Source organism: Streptomyces sp. NPDC005866, assembly GCF_040629895.1.
In the GTDB taxonomy this organism is placed as follows: Bacteria; Actinomycetota; Actinomycetes; order Streptomycetales; family Streptomycetaceae; genus Streptomyces.
Map to the genome: position 1 here is coordinate 25709 of NZ_JBEXWP010000010.1, position 20393 is coordinate 46101.

Below are 20393 nucleotides of genomic sequence, written 5' to 3' on the forward strand. Positions count from 1 at the left end.
ATGAGGCGGGCGCAGGGGCTCAGACGTCGCTGCGCCGCAGCCGGTACGCCGCCCCGGCCAGCGCCAGTGCCGTCCAGCCGGCGAAGACCAGGAGCCCGGCGGCGGGCGACAGGCTGGTGGAGTCGTGCGTCAGGGCGAACATCGACTCGCCCGCGTTGCTCGGGAGGTAGGGGTTGATGTCACCCTGCCAGGAGCTGGGCAGCAGGGAGATCAGTCCGGGTACGAGCATGAGGGCGGCGACCAGGACCGAGATGCCGCCGGCCACGGACCGCAGCACCGCGCCCAGGGCGGTGCCGATCACGCCGACGAGGCCGAGGTAGAGCCCGGCGCCCAGCAGGCTGCGTACGACACCGGCGTGGCCGAGGCCCATGGCGGCGGGCGTGCCCGAGACGATCTGGCTGCCGATGAGGAATGCGACGAACGCGCCGACGGTGGCGACCACCAGTGCGACCAGCCCGTACACCGCCGCCTTGGACCACAGCACGGGGAGCCGGCGCGGCACCGCGGCCAGGGTGGAGCGGATCATGCCGGTGGAGTACTCGCCCGCCATGACCAGCACGCCCAGTACGCCCAGGGCCAGCTGGGCGAAGTTCGTGCCGAACAGGGACAGGCTCACGGCCGTCGCGGTGGCGAAGTCGCGGTCCTGGTGGCCGGAGTTGATCCCGGACTTGTAGTGGCTCGCGGCGATGACACCGAAGGCCACGAGGAACAGCAGGCCCAGGCCCAGGGTGATCCAGGTCGAGCGCAGGGACCAGAGCTTGGCCCACTCCGAGGACAGCACGCGCCGTCCTGTCACCCGGTAGACGGGCCGGGCCGCGACGGTCCGGGCGGTCTCGGGGGTCTCGGGGGTCGCAGTGAGGGTGCTCATGCCGCGCTCCCGGTGGTCTCGGTGGTGCCGGTGCCGGTCGTGGAGCCGTGGTACTCCACGGCGTCCCTGGTCAGTTCCATGAATGCCTCCTCGAGCGACACCGCCTTCGTGGTCAGCTCGAACAGCGGGATCCCGTGTTCGGCCGCCTTCAGCCCGATCTCGCGGGCGGGAATCCCGGTGACCTGCAGCTCCTCCGAGCCGACGCGGCCGGTGACCTCCACACCCGGACCGGCCAGCACGTCCCGCAGCCGGGCGGGGTCCTGGGTCGCGACCTTCACGGCGTCGCCGCCCGCCTCGCGGACCAGGTCCCGTACGGTCGTGTCGGCCAGCAGCCGTCCCCGGCCGACGATGATCAGGTGGTCCGCCACCAGCGCGACCTCGCTCATCAGGTGCGAGGAGACGAACACCGTCCGCCCCTCGGCCGCGAGCGACGTCAGCAGATTGCGGATCCAGAGCACGCCCTCCGGGTCCAGTCCGTTGACCGGCTCGTCCAGCATCACCGTCTGGGGGTCGCCCAGCAGCGCGGCCGCGATGCCGAGCCGCTGCCCCATGCCGAGCGAGAAGGCACCGGCGCGCTTCTTCGCGACACTGCCGAGACCGGCGAGTTCGATCACCTCGTCGACGCGGCGACGAGGTATGCCGTGGGTCAGCGCGAGCGCCCGGAGGTGGTTGTAGGCCGAGCGGCCCGGGTGGATCGACTTCGCCTCCAGGAGCGCTCCGACCTCCTGCAGCGGCGCCTGGTGACGGGCGTAGTGATCGCCGTTCACCGTGACGGAGCCGCTCGTCGGCGCGTCCAGCCCGACGATCATGCGCATCGTCGTGGACTTCCCCGCCCCGTTGGGCCCGAGGAAGCCGGTCACCGTGCCCGGCTTCACGGTGAAGTCCAGACCGTCGACCGCCGTCTTCTCCCCGTACCTCTTGGTGAGCTGCTGTGCGTCGATCATTCGCGTTCTCTCTCTCGGACCACGGCGTCCGGCATGCCTGACGCCTCTTGATCAACGCTAGGCCCGCGACCCCCCGGATCCGGTGGTACCGGGGGCTGAACAGTGCCGGACGGCTGGTACCGGGGTACTACCGCAAGCCGTCAGCACGTCGCCCACCGCGCGGTCAGCCCGCGAACAGGCTGCCCAGCAAGGTCACGTTGAGAGCCACCACGACCGCGCTCACCATCCAGGCGGCGTAGGTGGTCCTGCGCCGGTTGACCCAGCGGCCCATGAGGGACCGGTCACTGGTGAGCAGGACCAGCGGGATCAGGGCGAAGGAGATACCGAAGGACAGGATGATCTGGCTCAGCACCAGGCTCTGGGTGGGGCCCGCGCCGGCGGCGAGGACCGCGACCGCGGGCGCGATGGTGATGATCCTGCGCAGCAGTACGGGGATCCTGCGGTCGAGGAAGCCGCCCATCACCACTTCGCCCGCGTACATGCCGACGCTGCTGCCGGCCAGGCCCGACACGAGCAGGGCCAGCGCGAAGGCCAGGGCGGCGGCCTGGCCGACGAGGCTGCCGTACGCGTCGTGGGCCGCGGCGAGCGATGCGCCGGCCTGGGGGGCGCCCGGGTGGAACAGCGTCGCCGCCGACACCAGAAGAGCCACGTTCACTGCGCCCGCCAGGCCCATGGCGATCAGTACGTCCGCGCGCACATGGCGCAGGAGGCGGTGGCGCAGCGGCCGGTCGGGGTCGTCGGGCGGTCCGCCGGCGCCGGGAGTCAGAGACAGGCTGTAGCGGTCGCCGGTGAGCGCCGAGTGCAGATAGATGACGTGGGGCATGACCGTGGCACCGACGATGCCGCCGGCCAGCATCAGACTGTCGGCGCCGGAAAGCCGTGGCGTCAGCCCGTCGGCGGCGGTGGCGAGCGGGGCGCCGGCACCGAGCACCTGGCCGAGGAAGAGCGCGAGCAGACAGACCAGGCCTGCGGCCATCAGCACCTCGAAGCGGCGACGCCCGCGACCCCTCATCGGCATGAGCAGCAGCGACGCCGTGCCGACGACCACGCCGCCGAGCCACAGCGGGAGGCCGAACAGCAGTTGGACGGCGATCGCGCCGCCGACCACCTCGGCGAGGTCGGTCATCACGACGACCGCCTCGGCCTGCGCCCACAGCCCCCACACCACCGGTCGCCGATAGCGCGCGCGGCACAGTTGCGGCAGGCTCATCCCCGTGGCGACGCCCAGCTTGGCGGAGAGGTACTGCAGCAGCATCGCCACGACGTTCGCGGTGAGCAGCACCCACAGCAGCATGGGCCCGAAGGTGGCGCCGGCCTGCACGTTGGTGGCGAAGTTCCCCGGATCGACGTAGGCCACGGCGGCGACGAAGGCGGGTCCGAGCAGGGTGTACGACAGCCCCGAGCGCAGCGGGGGCCGCCGCTCGCCGGGAGTGCGGCCGACGGAGCCCGCTGTGAGGCGGGGGGTGAGCCGTCCCGACCGGGCTGCGGACTCTTCGGTCGTCATGATGCGCTGCTCTCCTTCTCGCTGGAGGGGGTACGCGCCCCTTCAGAGGCGCGTACAGGGCAGACGCGAAGGGGCCACCCCATTACGGAAGGGATGCGGTCACCCCCTAGGGAATGTTGGAGGGCCGCGGCAGGCCCTCAGCGAGATCTCCGATCTCAGGGGAGTGGATCGAGCCGGGGTGCCCGATGACCTCCTCGACGACCAACGTCTCCGTCGTCAGCAGCAGAGCCGCGATCGACGCCGCGCTCAGCAGCGCGCTCCGCGTGACCTTGACCGGGTCGATGATCCCGCGCCGATGCAGGTCGGCGTAGTCGCCGCGTAGGGCGTCCAGTCCGCTGCCGACCGGCAGGGCGGCGGTCTGCACCTCCGCCTCCTCGGGATCGAGCCCCGCGTTGATGGCGATCCAGCGCAGGGGTTCGGCCAGCGCCTTGGCGACGATGGCGCGGCCGGTCGCCGCGTCGCCGTCGGCCGGCGGGAGCGCATCGATGTCGGCGCGCGCGTGCAGCAGCGCCGAGCCCCCTCCCGCGACGACACCCTCCTCGGCGGCCGCCCGGGTCGCCGCGAGGGAGTCCTCCAGCCGCATCTGCTTCTCCTTGAGTTCGACGCCGCTGGCGGCGCCGACGCGGATGACGGCGACTCCGCCGGACAGCTTGGCGATGCGCTCGCCGAGCTTGTCGCGGTCGTGGTCGTTGGTGGTGCGCTCCAGCTCGGTCTTGAGGTTCTCGATGCGTTCGGCCACGCGCTGGTCGCCGCCCGCTCCGCCGAGGACGGTGGTGGAGCGCTCGGTGGCGATGACCTTCTCGGCCCGGCCGAGGTCGCCGAGCGTGACGCCCTCCAGGGTCCGGCCGGCGGTGCCCGTGATGACCCGGCCGCCGGTGAGCGCGGCCATGTCCTCCAGTTCGGCGATGCGCCGGAAGCCGAAGCCGGGAGCCCGCACGGCCAGCGAACGGAACGTGCCGTGCGCCGCGTTGGTGACGAGCATGCCGAGAGCCGGCCCATCGACGTTCTCGGCGACGACGACCAGCGGGGACCCGGTGCGGGTGACCTGCTCCAGGACCGGCATCAGCTCCTGCACCTTGGTGATCTTCGTGTCGCAGTAGAGCAGGTACGGGTTCTCCAGCACGGCCTCCATGCGCCCCTGGTCGGTGACCATGTACGGGGAGATCCAGCCGTTGTCGAACTCCAGCCCCTCCGCGTACTCGACGCTCAGCCCGTACGCCGACGACTCCTCCACGGTGACCACTCCGGTGCGGCCGACCCGGGCCACGGCCTCGGCGATGGCCTCCCCGATCGCGGGGTCGTTGTTGGCGGACAGCGCGGCCACCCGGACGAGTTCGTCGTCGCCGGCCACCGGACGGGCCTGGGCCCCGAGCGACTCGACGGCCGCCGCCACGGCGGTCTCGATGCCGTTCTTCAACAGCACGGGATTCGCGCCGTCGTTGACCGCCTTGAGCCCCTCGCGGACGATCGCCTGGGCGAGCACGGTCGCGGTGGTCGTGCCGTCGCCCACGTCGCCGTTCGTCCGGGTGGCCACCTCTTTGACGAGCTGCGCGCCCATGTTGGCGAAGGGGTCCTTGAGCTGGATCTCGCGGGCGATGGTGACGCCGTCGTTGGTGATGGTGGGCGGCCCGGTCAGCTTCTCCAGGACCGCGTTGCGGCCCTTCGGTCCGAGGGTGACGCGCACCGCGTCCGCCAGCGCGTTCACCCCGCTCTCCAGGAGTGCGCGCGCTTCGGCGTTGAAGCGCAGTTCCTTCGCCATGGCTTTGTCGTCCCTTCGAGACTACGGCTGTGCTGGAGGGGGTGGCGGCGGCCGGGGTACGGTCTCCGCGGTGCGCCGACCCCCGTGCTGGGGGTCCACGGATGAATCGGCCGCCGCCACCGGCTTGGGAGGTACGGCTCAGGGCACGAGCACGGCGCGCCCCCGTACCCGGCCCTGGTCGAGGTCTGCCAGGGCCCGGTCGAAGTCGGTCAGCGGATAGGTGACGGTGTGCAGCGTGACCAGGCCGCGCGCCGCGAGGTCCATCAGTTCCACGAGGTCGGTGTACGAACCGACGAGGTTGCCCACGAAGTTGATCTCGGCGGAGATGATGTCGATGGTGGGCACGGACAGGGTGCCGCCGTAGCCGATGACGTAGTAGTCGCCGGCCCTGCGCAGCATCCGTGTCCCGTCCTCCAGGGCGCCGCCCTCCCCGACGAAGTCGAGGACTGCCTCGGCGCCCTGGCCGCCGGTGAGGTCGGCGACCTGCTCGACCTGGCTGCCGTCGGCGACGACGGTGTGGTGGGCGCCGAGCGTCTCGGCGAGCTTCAGCGCCTGCGGCGACCGGTCCACGACGATCAGTTCGGCCGGGGTCAGGGCCCGCAGCACCTGGACGCCGATGTGTCCTAGGCCGCCCGCGCCGATCACCACGGCCTTCGTTCCTGGCGCGAGCCTGTGGGCGGCCTTCTTCGCCGCGTGGTAGGCGGTCAGGCCCGCGTCCGCGAGCGCGGCCACGTCGGCCGGGGCGAGCCCCGCATCGAGCGGGACGACGGCACGGGCGTTGGTCCGCAGGTACTCGGCGAACCCGCCGTCCGTGTCGATCCCGGGGAAGGCACTCGCCGCGCAGTGCACGTCGTCGCCGCGCCGGCAGGCCGCGCACAGTCCGCAGGTGACGAGTGGGTGCAGGATCACGGGGTCGCCGGGCTGGAGCCCGGTGACGGCCGAGCCGACCTCGGCTATCCAGCCCGCGTTCTCGTGTCCCTGCACGTACGGCAGGTCCACTCCGCTCTTCTCCTGCCACTGGCCCTCGATGATGTGCAGGTCGGTGCGGCACACTCCGGCGCCTCCGATCTTCACGATCACGTCGAGCGGTCCCTTGACGACCGGGTCCGGCACCTCGTCGAGTTCGGGTGTGCGGTCGTACTGGTGCAGTCGTACGGCCTTCATGACGCTTCCTCCTCTCCGGGGCCGGGTCCGTAGCGGGTGGCCAGCAGCCCTTCGCAGAACTCGGTGTTGGTCTCGATGCCGACGCCGGCGGTACGGCCCCGCAGCAGGTGCCGCTCCATGGCCATGGGCGGTACGGCGCGGCCCTCGTCATCGGTGAACAGCGGTGCCGTCGCGTCCGCGGGCAGGCCGAGCAGGGCGCGCCGGCGCCGAACCGTCACCGTGAGGTGGTCCGGCAGGTCGCCCAGCACGGCGTCGGCCAGCTGCCGCACGGTCCAGCCGTGTTCGAGGAGCCGTTTGCCGAGCCGCGACTGTGCCGCGAGGTGCCCCTTGCGCAGGAACTGGGCACGCAGCTCCGCCATGCGGTCGGCATCGGCGAGGCCGGGAAAGGCCTCGTCGAACGACTTCCCGCAGCCGACGCCGTGGTTGATCTCGTCGGAGGCGAAGTGGTCCTCCAGGACCACCGTGCACACCCCCGTCCAGGACAGTCCGGCGAGGGCGCGCCGGGCGTCCTCCACCATCAGCCAGGCGAAGTTGGGGGCGCAGAAGTACGTCGGCAGCCGGAGCCGGGCCTCCACCGAGCCGTCGGGGCCGACGCTGACGGACCGGACGAAACCGAGGTCGGTGATGGGCCGGTCGAGTTCCGGGTCGAGCACCTGGGCCAGGGCCTCGTTGACCGCGGTGACCCGGTCGACCGCCTCGGCGACGGTGGTCATGCCGCCACCCCGAGCGTGGGGATCTGCGCGCTCTCGGGGACCTTCAGACCGTACAGCCGGGCGTGGTTGAGGCCGAGGATCTTCCGTTTGGCGTCGGTGGTGAGGGTGCCGTACTCGCTCTGCAGGTCCTCGGGGATCTGGAAGTCGACGAACTTCTCGATGAGCCACTTGGGGCTCCAGATCGCGTAGTCGCTGCCGAACACGATCCGGTCCTCGTCCAGCCAGTACAGCAGCTCGCCGATGACCTTGGCGAAGTAGCGGGGCCTGGTGTGGATGAAGGGCATGACCACCGACAGGCCCGCGTACACGTTGGGCTCCTGTGTGGCGATCCAGCAGAAGTCCTCCAGGCGGGGCAGCCCCGAGTGCTCCACGATGAACTTCAGGCCCGGGAAGGCGCTGGCCGCGTCGTCGACATCGGCGACGTCGAAGGCGTCCCGGTTCAGCGGCCAGATGGTGGGGCCCTTGTGGACGTGGATGTTGCGGATGCCGAGTTCCTCGCACAGCGCCAGGTACTCGTACGCCTCGGGGTCGGACAGCTTCCAGCCCTTGGAGGAGCCGCGCCACTCGGCGGTGTAGAGCTTGACGCCGCGCAGGTCCCACTCGGCGTGCAGCTGCCGCAGCCGTTCCAGGCCGGCCTCGCCCTCGCGCGGGTCGAAGGCGCCGTTGGCGATGAGGCGGTCGGGGTACTTGCGGGACAGCACCCCGTTGGTCTCGGTGGTGTTGAAGCCGCGGTGGTAGAACTCGTTGAGGTAGGTCGGCTGGAAGATGCCCCAGTCGACGTACCCCGTCTCGAACAGGTCGTGGACCAGGTCCTGTTCGGTGTACTTCCGGAACTTCTCCAGCGGCCACACCCACTCCTGGGGGCTGAGGTTGCGCTGGTAGTCGTAGAAGCAGCGGATGAAGCCCTCGCCGTACTTGTTGGCGGTGTTCTCCTCGCTCGCGTCCCAGAAGTGGATGTGCCCGTCGACGATGAAGTAGTCGACGCCGTCCTTGCGGTACATGGGTCTCCTCCTCGGGGACGTCAGTCGACCGGGGTGAGGTCGAAGTCGATGTATTCGGCGGCGTCCTCGGGGTTGGCGAAGAGGACGGTGCGGTCGTCGAGGTGGACCATGCGCCCGTAGTGGGTGGACATGATCTCCTCGAAGTCGGACTGGTCGAAGTCGAAGCCGAGGGCCTTGGAGATCTCGTCGAAGTCGAAGGTCAGCACCCGCTCACCGTCGACGCGGATCATCGACGGGTAGTCGGTGACCGTCACGTTCTCCTTGGCGCGCATGACGTCGGCGACGACATGGCCGTTCTGGTTGTTCATCAGCGTCACGCCACACCGGTTGGAGGAGGTGTGGTCCGCGCTGAAGGACTGGGGAAGGGTGCTCACTGGGCGCTCCTCTCGCTCGTCTGGTCCTCGGGGGTCCGCAGGCCCAGGTCCTCGGCAAGGCGGGCGAAGCGCTCCTTGGCGCGGTCGAGGCTGTCCTCGAAGCGGACGGGCTTCTCCGTGGGCTGTGACCACAGCGGCTGCAGCCGGCGCGCCGCGTCGAGGCTCACCGGCACCCAGCGCTCCAGCCACTCCTGTGCGAGGGCCTGATTGAAGGCGCCGTAGGTGCCGTCGGCCAGCAGCAGGGTGAACAGGGCGCGGGTGTAGCGCAGGTCCCGGTCGTAGTCGTTCTCGCCGGCGCCCATCACGGTGGGCGTGGTGTAGTCGCCGTTGCGGGCGGCGATCTGCTGGACGAGATGGCTGCGGAACAGTTCGCCCACGAGAGGTTCGAAGACGACGTTCGCGGCGAACACCGCCTCGGCCCAGTCCGCCACGGCGGTGAGCCGCTCGACGTTCTCGCGTACGCCCTGCCAGGCCGGGTCGTTGTGCCACACGTCCTTGTGGACGGAACCGTCGAAGCCGTCGAGCTGCTCCTCGATGTCTAGGTTGTACAGCGCGAGGTCCTGGGCGAAGCGGAGCTTGTGGGCGCCGTTCACCGCGAGCGCATTGTTGATCATGTTGGTGGGAGCGGAACGCTGGACAGCGACGAACACATGCATGCCGAGGCCCTGTTCGGCGTGCATCCACGCGCCGACGTGCCGTTCGACGAAGGAGGTCCAGGACCGGGTCCACAGGTCGTAGGCACGCGCCTTGCGGGCGCCCGCGAGGTTCTGCTGCACCTGCCGTACGACGTTGGCGTTGTTGCGGTAGATCGTCTGCTCCCACTCCTCGTTGGGGTCGAGGAAGCGGTGCCAGTCGGAGGACTTGACGGCGGTCCAGTCCTGCGGGTAGCCGGAGGTGCCGTCGGCGAAGCCGTAGATCCAGCCCTGGAGGAGGTGGCGTTCGGGGTCCGGCTGGACGTCGAAGGTGACGTCCTCGTACATCGTCGCCCGCATCTTCTGCGGCTTGTAGTACGAGAAGGCGCGGCTGGTGGAGCTGGGGAAGGTGAGCGCTCCCGCCTCGGCGTCGGTGAACTGCGGCTTGGGGAAGCTGCGTTCGGTCCCGGCGGGCTTGTCGGCTTGGGTGGTCATCGCGTACGGCTCCTCGCGTCGGATCGGGTTCGGGTAGGGCTCAGGTGTCGATGGACGTGGTGAACTTGTCGAGGAAGATCCGCTCCTCGGGCATTCCCTTGCCGGTGAGCAGTTCCAGGGCGGCGTCGCACATCGGCGGCGGGCCGCAGAGGTAGGCGTCGGCGTGTGAGAGGTCGCCCTCGTGGCGGTCGACGACGTCGGTGATCAGGCCCTGCTCGTGCGTGCCCGAGGGGTCCTCGGACAGGGCCGGTACGAAGGCGAAGTCGTCGAGTTTGCCGCCGAGTTCGCCGATCTCTTTCAGGGCGAACAGGTCCCGTGCGGTGCGGGCACCGTAGTAGAAGCGGGTGCGGCGGGAGCTGCCGGTGGCCGCGAGGCCGCGCAGCTGGGCCAGGATCGGCGCCATGCCGGCACCGCCCGCGAGGAGGATCAGGTCACGGTCGGGCGCGTCGCGCATCACGCAGGTGCCGTACGGGCCCTTGACGGTGAGCGGGTCGCCGGGGGCAAGGGTGCCGTCGAGCAGTCCGGAGAACGCTCCGCCGGGATAACGCTTGATCAGGAACTCCAGACCGCCGCCGTCGGGCAGGCCGGCCATGGAGAAGGAGCGCCACTGCTCGGCGGCGCCGGGGACTTCGATGTCGACGTACTGGCCGGTGCGGTACGGGAGTTCGTCGGCGGGATCGAGGGCGAGCGCCAGCCGGACGATGTCGTGTGTGACGTGCTCGACGGCGGATACGGTGGTACGGACCTCGCGTGGCGGGATGCCGTTGAGGAGCATCTCCTCGTCGTAGTTGATGAGTTCGACGCTGAGGTCGCCGTAGGCGTGCACCCGGCACAGCAGGACGTAGCCCTCCTCGCTCTCGTAGTCGGCGAGCGCGAAGGTGGAGTAACGCTCCATCTGCTGGTCGCCGTCGAGCAGGAAGGACTTGCAGGAGGAACACTGGCCCTCCTTGCAGCCGTGCATGAGCATCAGGCCCTGGCGGAACGCGGCGTCCAGGACGGTCTCGTCCTCGTCGGCCTCGATCTCGATGCCGACCGGTTCGAATCGGATGCGGTGTTTGTCGCCCATAGGGACCGGTCCTTCCGGGGCGGCGACCCCGCGACGGTACGTCGCCGCCCCTGCCTGGGATGCGTCAGAGCATCGACGGAGTGATGTTGCTGCGGCCGCGGTAGTCCGCGACGTGCGCCTCGCGCTCCTCGTCGGACATCTCGTTGAGCGACACGTTGGGGCTGATGAAGGTGTTGCCCCGGACGTCGTCCAGGGTCCACAGCTTCTTCGGGTCGTCCAGGTCGAGGTGCGGCTGCGGGACGAGCGTCTTTCCGTCGTCGCGGACGTAGCCGAGGTCCTGGACGATGTCGGCGAGGTCCTGGCCGTGGTAGACGGTCTCCCACTCGCGCTTGCCGGTCAGGCGGCCCATCGACGGCGTGGCGCGGCCCTCGTACTCGGGCCGGAACGCGGTGGTGTCGGTCCACGCGCACGTCTCGGAGCAGTAGGTGCGCCACTGCCCGTCGACCTTGTCGACCACCATGTCCTGCCGGATCAGGCAGGGCACCATGCAGGTCCAGCAGCGGTGCGGGTACTGGTAGCCGACGTCCTCGAAGGCGATCGGCTTGTTCGCGCCCGGGTGCCGCAGCCTGTTGTACGCCTCCCACCAGGCGCCGTACTCCGCGTACCAGCCGGGGTACTTGGACTCGAACCACTCGAAGTCCTCGTCCGTCATCCCGTCGATCCGCCAGAAGTTGACGGGCCAGCCGGTGGCGAAGAACTGGGCGACCTTGTGGACGTAGCCCTGGTCCCAGATCCGCTTCCACGCCTCCTCGACGAGGTCGTGCGGGATCTTCAGGCCGTACTTCTCCAGCGGGATCAGGTACGACCGGTAGTAGTCGTCGTAGATCCAGCGGCGCCACATCTCCGCGTACGACTCGCGGTCCTTGCGGCGGTCCTTGGAGCCGTACTCGATGAACGTGCCGATGGCCGCGTCCACCACGCAGTGGTTGTTCCACCAGGCGTAGCGCAGGTCGCGCTCCAGGAGCTGGCGGTTGTCCTCGTCGGCCAGGGCCATCAGCAGGATCGAGTAGCCGTTGGAGATGTGCCGGGACTCGTCCGACTGCACCGAGTGGAAGACGGTGGGCAGCAGGTGGTCGCCGTTGGCGGCGGCCTCCGCGGGCATCGCCACGAACAGGGTGTTGGTGAAGGCGGTCTCGGCGACCAGCGTCAGGTAGACGTTGGCGGCGGTGATCGCGTCACCGGTGATGAACCCCTCGCCGAACTGGCGGCCGATGGTGCCGGCGTAGCAGTTGGCGAACGCCTTCTCGGAGATGTCGAACCCGGCGGGGTCGATGTAGTGGTTCATGTAGAGGCGCTTGAGGTTCATCTGGATCGTCGAGTGCCTCACCTCGTCGATCATCTGGACCGCGAGCCCGTTGTGCAGCTGCGGGTTCGGGACCGCGCCGATCGCCATCGGCATCGCGCGGGCGGCGCTGATCTCGGGGAACGGGATGATCGACAGGAACAGCTTCTGCCACTCCATCCAGCGCTGCTGGACCTGGCGGAACATGTTGCCGCGGATCGCGCCGTCCATCGCGCCGTAGACCCGGTTGTCCTTCTCCTCCTCCATCGGGAAGTAGGAGCGCAGGACCTGCTTGAGCGGGTCCTTCTTGGGGGCCTTGTCGAAGCGGTAGTCGGTCGCGAAGCGCGTGGCCGGGGTGGCGAACGTCGGCTCCCACGACAACTCGGTGATCTTCTTGTGCGCCTTGCTCAGGCTCTGTCGGCTCACGGGTGATACTCCTCCGGCAGACTCGGCGGCGAGGGAAAACGCCTGGTCGGCCCGGTGAGTGCGGCGGCGCACTGCCGTCTGTCACCGGGGTGTCGCCCATCGTGGGGGCGCCCGGGCCGGCCGGTCGTCTCATGTTGAGACAGGCGTCCCGACACAGGGCTGGCCACTGCCCGTCAGCCGGACGTAACGTTCGAGTAAACGTGAATGCTTGCTTCTCGCGCACGACGACAGAACAGGCACGGCAGCAGAAGGCGTCGCACGGCAGAAGGCACTGAGCCGATGGAACCTGTGGAATCCGTGGAACCCCCGAGGGGGACGAAGCAGTCCCCTGGCGTGTCCGCACCCACTCGGGACCGCCCCCTTGCGCACCTCAACCCCGTCCATGCCCGGGTGCGGTTCCTGGAGGGCGGGACGATCTCGGCCTCCGACGTACGCGCGCCGATTCTGGACTCGTGGCAGCGCTCGCGCTTCTGGGGGGTGGACGCCGACCGCATCCAGGCCCCCTACAACGCCGACTTCGACCCGCACTCCCGGCTCGCCACAGCGGCCGGTCCGGTCCTCGACCGGCTGTCGGACGCCCTCCAGGGCACCCCGATGTGCCTGATCCTGACCGACTCGAAGGGGCGGGTGCGCGAGCGCAGGACCGGCGACCGGACCCTGCACCGGCACCTTGACGACATCTGCCTCGCCCCGGGCTTCAGCTACGCCGAGGAGTACGTCGGCACGAACGGCATCGGCACCGCGGCGGAGGACGGCCGTACGGCCCAGGTCTTCGGCTCGGAGCACTTCTCCGAGCGGCTCCAGCGGGTGTCCTGCGCGGCCGCGCCGATCCGCAACCCCGCCAGTGGCCGGCTGATCGGGCTGATCGATCTCACGTCCTGGCGGCACACGGCCTCTCCCCTGATGATGGCGCTGGTGCGGGAGGCTGCCGCGGACATCGAGGAACGGTTGCTCGACATCGGCTCGGCGCGCGAACGAGCGGCCCTGCGCGCCTTTCTGACGTCACGGCAGAACTCGCGGCGGGCGCTGGTCACGCTGACCGACGGGCTGCTGCTCGCGGACGCGGCCGCTACGGAGATGCTCGGCCCGGACGACCATCGCAGGCTGCGGGAGCTGGCCGCCGACCCGGCGGGGCTGCCCGAGCAGCGGCTGCTGCTGAGCGACGGACGGACGGTCCAGGTCCGCGGTCGTCAGGTGGAGGGCGATGCCGACGGCGCGGGTCCGGCGGCGTTCCTGGTCGAGCTGAGACTGGTCGCCGAGCGGGAGGAGCCCGTGCCGCGGACGGCGCCGGCCCCGGTGCCGCGACTGCAGGGCATCGCCGGTTCGAGTCCCGCGTACCGCGGGGTTGTGCGCCAGCTGATCCGGAACTGCGAGCACGGCCGCTGGACACTGGTGGAGGGTGAGGCGGGAACGGGTAAGTTCGCGCTGGTCAGGGCCGTGCACCGGCACGTTGCGCCCGCGCAGCCGTTCGCCGTGCACGACGGGGCCGAAGCGCGGACCGGCGCCGCGAAGTGGCTGCAGGCCGTGTTCCAGGATCTCGCGGAGGACCGGGGCACGGTCGTGTTGCGGCATCTGGAACTGCTGCCCGCGCAGCTGCTGAGGCAGCTCGACGGAGTGCTGCGGAGCACGGCGGGGCGGTCGGGATGGGTGGCCGCACTGCTCGTGCATGACCGGCCGACGCTGATCGCCGCCGACGACAGCTCGGGCACCGGGCGGCCCACCGCCGTGTGGGGCCGGTTCAAGGCCGAGGTCATGGTGCCGCCGCTCCGGCATCGCACGGCCGACATTCCGGCGCTCGTGACCTGCCTGCTGGCCCGTCACGGCACAGACATGCAGTGCTCCGACGGCGCGTTGTGGGCCCTGTCCCGGGCGCCGTGGCCGGGAAACGTCCGCCAGCTCGACGGCTCGCTCCGCTATGCCGAGGCCCACCGTTCGGGTCCGCAGATCGAGGCGGCCGACCTTCCACCGTCCCTGCTCGGCCAGGCCCAGCACCCCCTGTCCGCCTGGGAGTCCACGGAACGGGACCTCATCGTCCAGGCGCTCCTCGATCACGGCGGCGACAAGGCGAAGGCCGCGAAGTCCCTCGGGATCTCCCGGGCGACGATCTACCGCAAGATCACGGCGTACGGGATCCGGCTGGGCCCGGACAGCGGGTGACATCCGGCCGGTCGGGGAGCGGTCCGCGCCGATCGCTACTCATGGCATCCCCTGCGGTACGCGCTTTTGACCCACAGGCCGATCCCCTCCCAGCAGCCCAGCACCGCGCCCGTGAGGGCGACACCGGGGCCGGCCGCCGCGCCGGCCGCCGTGGCGACGGCGCCGCACAACGCGATCAGAGCCCCGAGCCCGCACAGCGCCAGCAGCCGCTCCCGGTGCCCCCATGACCGTGTCGCCATCGTGACCTCCGTTGTCTCCGGGCGTGGCTGCGATGGTGCCGGACAGCGGCCCCGGCCGGAGTCTCACTGTGAGACACGCGACATGGGCGCACGAACGATGGCGCGAACTCCCCCTTGACCGGCGTCTCGGGCGTGCCCGGTCGCCTCACCCAGCGGTGCGCGAGTGTCGATGAAACGATGCGCCACTCTATTGACGCCACTCGTCAACTTTCATATGTTACCACCGCATTAGCAGTTTGAAACGATTCAATCACGTGGCCGCCACGGCGCTCTGCCCGTCACCGGCCACGAACACCGACGATCGTCCGACCCGCCACAGACGGCGACCGGACGGGTGCCCCCGTCCGCGTCCGCCGCTCACCGAGCCGTCCTGCTTCGCCCGTCGCGCGTCAAGGAGTACTCCGTTGGCCAGTCAGACCACGCCCCCCGCCCCCGGCTCACCCGGTTCGCCCGACTCCGGCTCGCGCACGCCCCACGAGGAATCCCCGGTCAGCAGACGCGGTTTCCTCGGCACGGCGTCGGCGCTGGCGGCGGGAGCTCTCGCCGCGGGAACCGTCGGCACGTTCGCCGGCCACGCGCAGGCGGCCGCCGCGACACCCCCGGCCGGGCCCGTCGGGCTGTCCCCGGCCCACTGGATCTGGTACCCGGAAGGAGATCCGGGCTCCGACGCCCCCGCCGGACACCGCTACTTCCGCACGAGTTTCACCGTCGCCGAGGGCGAGGTGACCGACGCGCAGCTCGTCGTCACCGGGGACGACTCCGTCGACGTATGGCTCAACGGGAAACCCCTGGCCGGCTCCCCCAGAGTCGCCCAGTCCTGGCGCGAGGCCCTGTACGTGGACCTGCGGCCCGCCGTGACCGCGGGGACCAACACCATCGCGCTGGCGAGCCGGAACGAGGGCGGCCGGGCCGGTGTCATCGGACGGATCCGCGTGCTGACCACCGGTGGCACGACCGATGTCGTCACCGACGGCCGCTGGTCGGCGGGCAAGGACGCGGCCGCCGGATGGGTACAGCCCGGTTTCGCCGACGACGGCTGGTCGGCCGCCCGGGATCTCGGCGCCTACGGAACGGCCCCCTGGTACTCCCGGGTCGCCGCTCCCGACCTCTCGTCACCGTCCCCGTTGAGCGTGGCCGCCTGCACCGTGGAGCATCGCGCCCTACCCCTGGGCGTGGACGCGGCACACCCGCGCTTCGGCTGGATCCTCGACTCAAAGGAGCCTCAGCAGCGCCAGGGCGGCTACCGGATCCAGGTCTCGTCCACGGCCGGCGGCTCTGGTGATCTGTGGGACAGCGGGCGTGTCGCGTCCGACCGGCAGATCGACATCGCCTACGCCGGCGGGCCCCTGAAGAGCCTGACCCGCTACTTCTGGCGGGTGCGCGTCTGGGACACGCAGGGCCGGGCGGCCGCCTGGAGCAAGCCGGAGTGGTTCGAGACCGGGCTGCTCGCGCCCGCCAAGGAGTGGTCCGCCGCGTTCATCGGGCGGCCGCCGGGCCCGGATCTCTCGGGGGCCACCTGGATCTGGTACCCGGAAGGCGATCCGGCGTCCGGGGCGCCCGTCGCGACCCGCTGTTTCCGGCGCACCTTCACGCTGGCGGACGCACCCGCCGCCGCCGGCCTGATCGTCACCGGGGACGACACCGCGGACGTCTGGGTCAACGGAACCCCGGTGAGCACCTCACGACGCGTGACCGACTCGTGGAAGAGCGCGGCGACGGTCGATGTCACCGCGCATCTCAAGAGTGGCGCCAACACCCTCGCGGTCGCGAGCCAGAACACGAGCCTCTCCCCGGCCGGGCTCATCGCCAAACTCACGGTGACGGGCGGCCCGACGGTGGTCACCGACGGTGCGTGGAGGGCGCACCAGGATCCGCCCACGGACTGGCAGAGCCCCGGATACGACGACAGCGCCTGGCCCGCCGCACGCGCGCTCGCGTCGTACGGCAGCGGCCCGTGGGGATCGAACGTGCAGGTCGTGACACCGGCGCCGATGCTGCGCAAGAGCTTCAGCGTGCGGGGGCGAGTCGCCTCGGCACGGCTGCTGACCACCGCGCTGGGTCTTCACGAGACTCGGCTCAACGGCTCGAAGGTCGGCGAGGACGTGCTGGCCCCCGGGTGGACCGACTACGCGAAGCGCCTTCAGTACAAGGTGTTCGACGTCACCGCGCACATCCGGCGGGGGGCCAACGTGCTCGGCGCCTGGCTCGGCAACGGCTGGTACTCCGGCAACCTGGGCTTCGCCGGCAGCCGGCACTACGGCACGCAGCCGTTCTACGGCGCACAACTGCTCATCACCTACACTGACGGATCCACCCAGCTGGTGACGACGGACCGCAGTTGGAAGACGGCCACCGGGGCGATCACCGCGGACGATCTGTACCAGGGCGAGGCCTACGACGCGCGCCTGCACGCCGAGGGCTGGGACACGCCGGGCTTCGACGACAGCGGCTGGACCACCGTCGCCGTCCACGACGGGGCCGTCCCTCGGCTGGTGGCGCAGGTCGACAACGGTGTCACCGTGCAGGGGGAACTCCGTCCGGTGTCGGTGACCGAGCCGCGGCCGGGGGTGTGGATCTTCGACATGGGGCAGAATTTCGCCGGCTGGAACCGCATCGCGGTCCGGGGCGACGCCGGCACCACGGTCACCGTCCGGCACGGCGAGGTTCTCAACCCCGACGGCACGCTCTACACCACCAACCTGCGCGCCGCCCAGGCCACCGACTCCTTCGTCCTCGCCGGCACCGGGAGTGTGGAGACGTACGAGCCCCGGTTCACCGTCCACGGCTACCGTTACGTCGAACTCAGCGGACTGCCGTCCGGTTCGCGGCCCGACGACGGCACCGTCACCGGTCGCGCCGTGTGGACGGACGCCCGGCAGCCGGGCACGTTCAGCGCATCCGACGCGCTGCTCAACAAGCTCCAGCACAACATCGTGTGGGGCGAGCGCAGCAACATGCTCTCGATCCCGACCGACTGCCCCCAACGGGACGAGCGTCTGGGCTGGACGGGCGACATCGCCGCCTTCTGCGCGACCTCCACCTTCAACCTGGACACGCACACCCTCCTCACCAAGTTCGTCGACGACCTGGCGGACGCCCAGCAGGCGAACGGCGCCTTCACGGATGTCGCGCCCGCGGTGATCGGCGGCTCCGGCACGGCCGGCTGGGGAGACGCGGGAGTGGTCGTTCCCTACACGTTGTGGCAGCGCTTCGGCGATCTCAGCGTCGTGGACAGGCATTTCACGGCTATGGCCCAGTGGGTCGACTATCTGCGCGCCACGTCCGGCAGCGACCTGATACGCGATCAGCAGACCTTCGGCGACTGGCTCAACGTCAACGACAACACGGCCCAGGACCTCATCTGCACGGCCTACTTCGCGTGGTCGGCCCGCCTGGTGTCGCGCATGGCCGCCGCCACCGGCCGGAGCACCGAGTCCACCGTCTACGGGCAGCTCGCCGACCAGATCACCGGCGCCTTCCGTGCCCGTTTCGTCTCGGACGACGGCACGGTCCGCGGCAACACCCAGACCGGCTATGTGCTGGCCCTGGCCTTCGAGTTGCTGCCCGCGTCCCTGGTCCGGGCGGCAGCGGACAAGCTGGCCGCCAAGGTCGCGGCTACGGACGGACACCTCAGCGTCGGCTTCCTCGGCGTGGAGAACCTCCTGCCCGTGCTGGCGGACCACGGTCATGTCGAGACGGCGTACCGGATTCTGCTCCAACGCGGCTTCCCCGGCTGGGGCTACATGATCGACCACGGGGCCACCACGATCTGGGAGCGCTGGGACGGCATCCGCACCGACGGCTCGTTCAACGACCCTGGCATGAACTCGTTCAACCACTACGGCCTCGGCTCGGTCGGCGACTTCCTCTACCGCCAGGTCGGCGGCCTCGGCCCCGCGAGCCCTGGTTACGCCTCCCTGCGTATCGCGCCGCGGCCGGGCGGCGGCCTGACCTCCGCCGTCAGCACGTACGACACCCCGTACGGCAGCGCGGCGAGCAACTGGGCCATCTCCGGCGGCCGGTTGAGGCTCCACGTCACCGTGCCCGTCAACACCTTCGCCGCCGTCACCGTGCCCACCTCACGGCCGGAGTCGGTCGTCGCCCCGGCACAGGCCGTCCCGACAGGCCCGGCCACCTACCATCTGCCGGCCGGGCACTACACCTTCACGGCGGCCGTCTGACCAACCGGAACGTACGCGGGGACGGTGCGCAGGCGCCGTCCCCGTACAGCCGCCACGGTCGCCGCGGCCGTCGCAGAGGTCGGGCAGGCTGTCAGTCTCGTCGCGGTCGGGCCGCACGGCCCGACCGATCAAGGGCACGGCACGCCGCCTGTCGGCGACGGTCGTCAGGCAGTTGCTGCGCCATCCGGTGTGCCGGGCTTGTAGCGGGCCCTCATGGCGTGGCCGGCGGCGGGGCCGGCCGTGAACACGTAGGTGTGGCTGTCGTCGAGACGGCGGCCGGTCCTGGCGTCGACGACCACGGGTTCCACTTCTTCACCGCTGTCGGCGTCGACCAGGACCATGCTGCGCTGCTCGGGGGCGAGGCGGGAGTTGCCCCATGCGGCGAGCGTGATGATCACCGGGCGCAGGGAGCGGCCAAGGTCGGTCAGGACGTACTCGTGGCGGACCGGGTTGGTCTGGTACGGGCGGCGTTCCAGCAGCCCGTCGGCGACGAGCCTCTTCAGGCGTGCGGTGAGCATGCTGGTGGAGATGCCGAGGTTCTCCTGGAACTGGTCGAAACGGGTGTACCCGTCGAAGGCGTCGTGGAGGAGCAGGAGCGTCCACCATTCGCCGACGTGCTGCGCGGTCGTGGACAGCGGGCATTCGAGGTCCTCTGCCCTGATGCGGCTTGTCAAGGTCGACCATCCCCACAGAGTTACTGCTAAAGTCGAAGTTACTAGCTTCTATTTTAGCAGTAACGAGGGGCGAGGTGCTCCTGCCTGCCCGCGCCCGAGAACGGGACTCACCATGACCACCACCACCGCAGCAGTCAGCGAATCCCTGCAGGGCCGACGCGCCCTGGTCACCGGCGGCACCAAAGGAGTCGGCGCAGCCGTCGCCCGGCGCCTGGCCCAGGCCGGCGCGACCGTGCTGGTGACCGCGCGCAGCCGACCGGACGACGTCGCGGCCCCGGACATGATCGCCGCGGACCTGGCCACCCCCGAGGGGGCCGCCACCGTCGTCGAGGAAGCCCTTCGCCGCCTCGGCGGCATCGACATCCTGATCAACAACCTGGGCGGCTCGGACGCGCCCTCGGGCGGATACGCGGCGCTCGACGAGGACGACTGGGCCAGAGAGCTGAACGTCAACCTCCTGGCCGCCGTGCGCCTGGATCGCGGCCTGCTGCCCGGCATGATCGACTCCGGGCGTGGCGTCATCATCCACGTGTCCTCGATCCAGCGCCGCATGCCGCTGTGGAACGGCACCCTCGCCTACGCGGCCGCCAAGGCCGCCCTGACCACCTACAGCAAGGGGCTGGCCAACGAAGTCGCCCCGCACGGCGTCCGCGTCAACACGGTCGCCCCCGGTTTCGTCCGGACCACCGCCGCCGACCACCTTGTCGCCCGTATCGCCGAGAACGCGGGCACCAGCCAGGAGGCGGCCCTGAAACAGCTCATGAACTCCCTCGGAGGTATCCCCCTGGGCCGCCCCAACCGCCCCGGGGAAGTCGCCGAACTCGTCGCCTTCCTCGCCTCCGACCGCGCCTCCGCCATCGTCGGCGCCGAGCACGTCATCGACGGCGGCACCATCCCCACCGTGTGACCCCTCC

At 70.4% G+C, this 20393-nt stretch carries 16 protein-coding genes; 3 read left to right on the plus strand and 13 right to left on the minus strand.

Translation table 11 applies throughout. From position 1 onward, the window contains the following. Window positions 1-19: 19 nt before the first annotated feature. The 11 genes from ABZ396_RS16615 to ABZ396_RS16665 form a co-directional block, all read right to left on the minus strand. Window positions 20-868: an ABC transporter permease gene (locus ABZ396_RS16615; protein WP_358918126.1), complete on the minus strand. Its 849-nt coding sequence runs from the start codon at window positions 866-868 to the stop codon at window positions 20-22. Then, window positions 865-1812 carry an ATP-binding cassette domain-containing protein gene (locus ABZ396_RS16620; RefSeq protein ID WP_358918128.1) on the minus strand — a complete coding sequence of 316 codons (948 nt, stop codon included), beginning with the start codon at window positions 1810-1812 and terminating at the stop codon, window positions 865-867. Before ABZ396_RS16620 ends, ABZ396_RS16615 begins: the two co-directional genes overlap by 4 nt. 163 nt (window positions 1813-1975) lie before the next feature. Beyond that, window positions 1976-3316, minus strand: coding sequence for an Nramp family divalent metal transporter (locus ABZ396_RS16625; protein WP_358918130.1), 1341 nt, complete (start codon window positions 3314-3316; stop codon window positions 1976-1978). Window positions 3317-3422: 106 nt separating this feature from the next. Then, window positions 3423-5075 carry a chaperonin GroEL gene (groL, locus tag ABZ396_RS16630; protein WP_358918132.1) on the minus strand — a complete coding sequence of 551 codons (1653 nt, stop codon included), beginning with the start codon at window positions 5073-5075 and terminating at the stop codon, window positions 3423-3425. A 138-nt stretch (window positions 5076-5213) separates the two neighbouring features. Further along, complete coding sequence (locus ABZ396_RS16635) at window positions 5214-6239, minus strand: NAD(P)-dependent alcohol dehydrogenase (protein WP_358918134.1); 1026 nt, start codon at window positions 6237-6239, stop codon at window positions 5214-5216. Next, complete coding sequence (locus tag ABZ396_RS16640; RefSeq protein ID WP_358918135.1) at window positions 6236-6952, minus strand: iron-sulfur cluster assembly protein; 717 nt, start codon at window positions 6950-6952, stop codon at window positions 6236-6238. The genes ABZ396_RS16635 and ABZ396_RS16640 overlap by 4 nt, the downstream gene beginning before the upstream one ends. Continuing rightward, window positions 6949-7953, minus strand: a complete 1005-nt coding sequence (locus ABZ396_RS16645) for an amidohydrolase family protein (protein ID WP_358918137.1) — start codon at window positions 7951-7953, stop codon at window positions 6949-6951. Before ABZ396_RS16645 ends, ABZ396_RS16640 begins: the two co-directional genes overlap by 4 nt. A 20-nt stretch (window positions 7954-7973) precedes the next feature. Then, window positions 7974-8327, minus strand: a complete 354-nt coding sequence (gene mimD / locus ABZ396_RS16650) for a propane 2-monooxygenase effector subunit MimD (RefSeq protein ID WP_358918139.1) — start codon at window positions 8325-8327, stop codon at window positions 7974-7976. Beyond that, window positions 8324-9454, minus strand: a complete 1131-nt coding sequence (locus tag ABZ396_RS16655) for an aromatic/alkene monooxygenase hydroxylase subunit beta (protein ID WP_358918141.1) — start codon at window positions 9452-9454, stop codon at window positions 8324-8326. The genes mimD and ABZ396_RS16655 overlap by 4 nt, the downstream gene beginning before the upstream one ends. 40 nt (window positions 9455-9494) lie before the next feature. Further along, window positions 9495-10520, minus strand: coding sequence for a 2Fe-2S iron-sulfur cluster binding domain-containing protein (locus ABZ396_RS16660; protein WP_358918143.1), 1026 nt, complete (start codon window positions 10518-10520; stop codon window positions 9495-9497). Between the two features lie 64 nt (window positions 10521-10584). Continuing rightward, entirely contained in the window at window positions 10585-12228 is a 1644-nt protein-coding gene (locus ABZ396_RS16665) for a methane monooxygenase (RefSeq protein WP_358918145.1), read from the minus strand. 333 nt (window positions 12229-12561) lie between these two features. Here ABZ396_RS16665 and ABZ396_RS16670 point away from each other — a divergent pair, with 333 nt between their 5' ends. Next, window positions 12562-14385, plus strand: coding sequence for a helix-turn-helix domain-containing protein (locus ABZ396_RS16670; protein ID WP_358918147.1), 1824 nt, complete (start codon window positions 12562-12564; stop codon window positions 14383-14385). Window positions 14386-14420: 35 nt separating this feature from the next. Here the strand turns inward: ABZ396_RS16670 and ABZ396_RS16675 are convergent, their stop codons facing one another. Beyond that, on the minus strand, window positions 14421-14624 hold the full coding sequence (locus ABZ396_RS16675) for a hypothetical protein (RefSeq protein WP_358918149.1): 204 nt from the start codon (window positions 14622-14624) through the stop codon (window positions 14421-14423). A gap of 404 nt (window positions 14625-15028) precedes the next feature. Here ABZ396_RS16675 and ABZ396_RS16680 point away from each other — a divergent pair, with 404 nt between their 5' ends. Further along, complete coding sequence (locus ABZ396_RS16680; protein WP_358918151.1) at window positions 15029-18805, plus strand: family 78 glycoside hydrolase catalytic domain; 3777 nt, start codon at window positions 15029-15031, stop codon at window positions 18803-18805. 164 nt (window positions 18806-18969) lie between these two features. On the opposite strand, the gene ABZ396_RS16685 is transcribed toward ABZ396_RS16680, so the two are convergent. After that, window positions 18970-19479, minus strand: a complete 510-nt coding sequence (locus ABZ396_RS16685) for a helix-turn-helix domain-containing protein (RefSeq protein WP_358918153.1) — start codon at window positions 19477-19479, stop codon at window positions 18970-18972. 112 nt (window positions 19480-19591) lie between these two features. Between ABZ396_RS16685 and ABZ396_RS16690 the strand changes: the two genes are divergently transcribed. Beyond that, window positions 19592-20386, plus strand: a complete 795-nt coding sequence (locus tag ABZ396_RS16690) for an SDR family oxidoreductase (RefSeq protein ID WP_358918154.1) — start codon at window positions 19592-19594, stop codon at window positions 20384-20386. The last annotated feature ends 7 nt before the right edge of the window (window positions 20387-20393 follow it).

Excerpts from the sequence above, each read along its gene's own strand:
- ABZ396_RS16615 (WP_358918126.1), bottom strand. The coding sequence starts at position 868 with ATGAGCACCCTCACTGCGACCCCCGAGACCCCCGAGACCGCCCGGACC.
- ABZ396_RS16620 (WP_358918128.1), bottom strand. The coding sequence starts at position 1,812 with ATGATCGACGCACAGCAGCTCACCAAGAGGTACGGGGAGAAGACGGCG.
- ABZ396_RS16625 (WP_358918130.1), bottom strand. The coding sequence starts at position 3,316 with ATGACGACCGAAGAGTCCGCAGCCCGGTCGGGACGGCTCACCCCCCGC.
- groL (WP_358918132.1), bottom strand. The coding sequence starts at position 5,075 with ATGGCGAAGGAACTGCGCTTCAACGCCGAAGCGCGCGCACTCCTGGAG.
- ABZ396_RS16635 (WP_358918134.1), bottom strand. The coding sequence starts at position 6,239 with ATGAAGGCCGTACGACTGCACCAGTACGACCGCACACCCGAACTCGAC.
- ABZ396_RS16640 (WP_358918135.1), bottom strand. The coding sequence starts at position 6,952 with ATGACCACCGTCGCCGAGGCGGTCGACCGGGTCACCGCGGTCAACGAG.
- ABZ396_RS16645 (WP_358918137.1), bottom strand. The coding sequence starts at position 7,953 with ATGTACCGCAAGGACGGCGTCGACTACTTCATCGTCGACGGGCACATC.
- ABZ396_RS16655 (WP_358918141.1), bottom strand. The coding sequence starts at position 9,454 with ATGACCACCCAAGCCGACAAGCCCGCCGGGACCGAACGCAGCTTCCCC.
- ABZ396_RS16660 (WP_358918143.1), bottom strand. The coding sequence starts at position 10,520 with ATGGGCGACAAACACCGCATCCGATTCGAACCGGTCGGCATCGAGATC.
- ABZ396_RS16675 (WP_358918149.1), bottom strand. The coding sequence starts at position 14,624 with ATGGCGACACGGTCATGGGGGCACCGGGAGCGGCTGCTGGCGCTGTGC.
- ABZ396_RS16690 (WP_358918154.1), top strand. The coding sequence starts at position 19,592 with ATGACCACCACCACCGCAGCAGTCAGCGAATCCCTGCAGGGCCGACGC.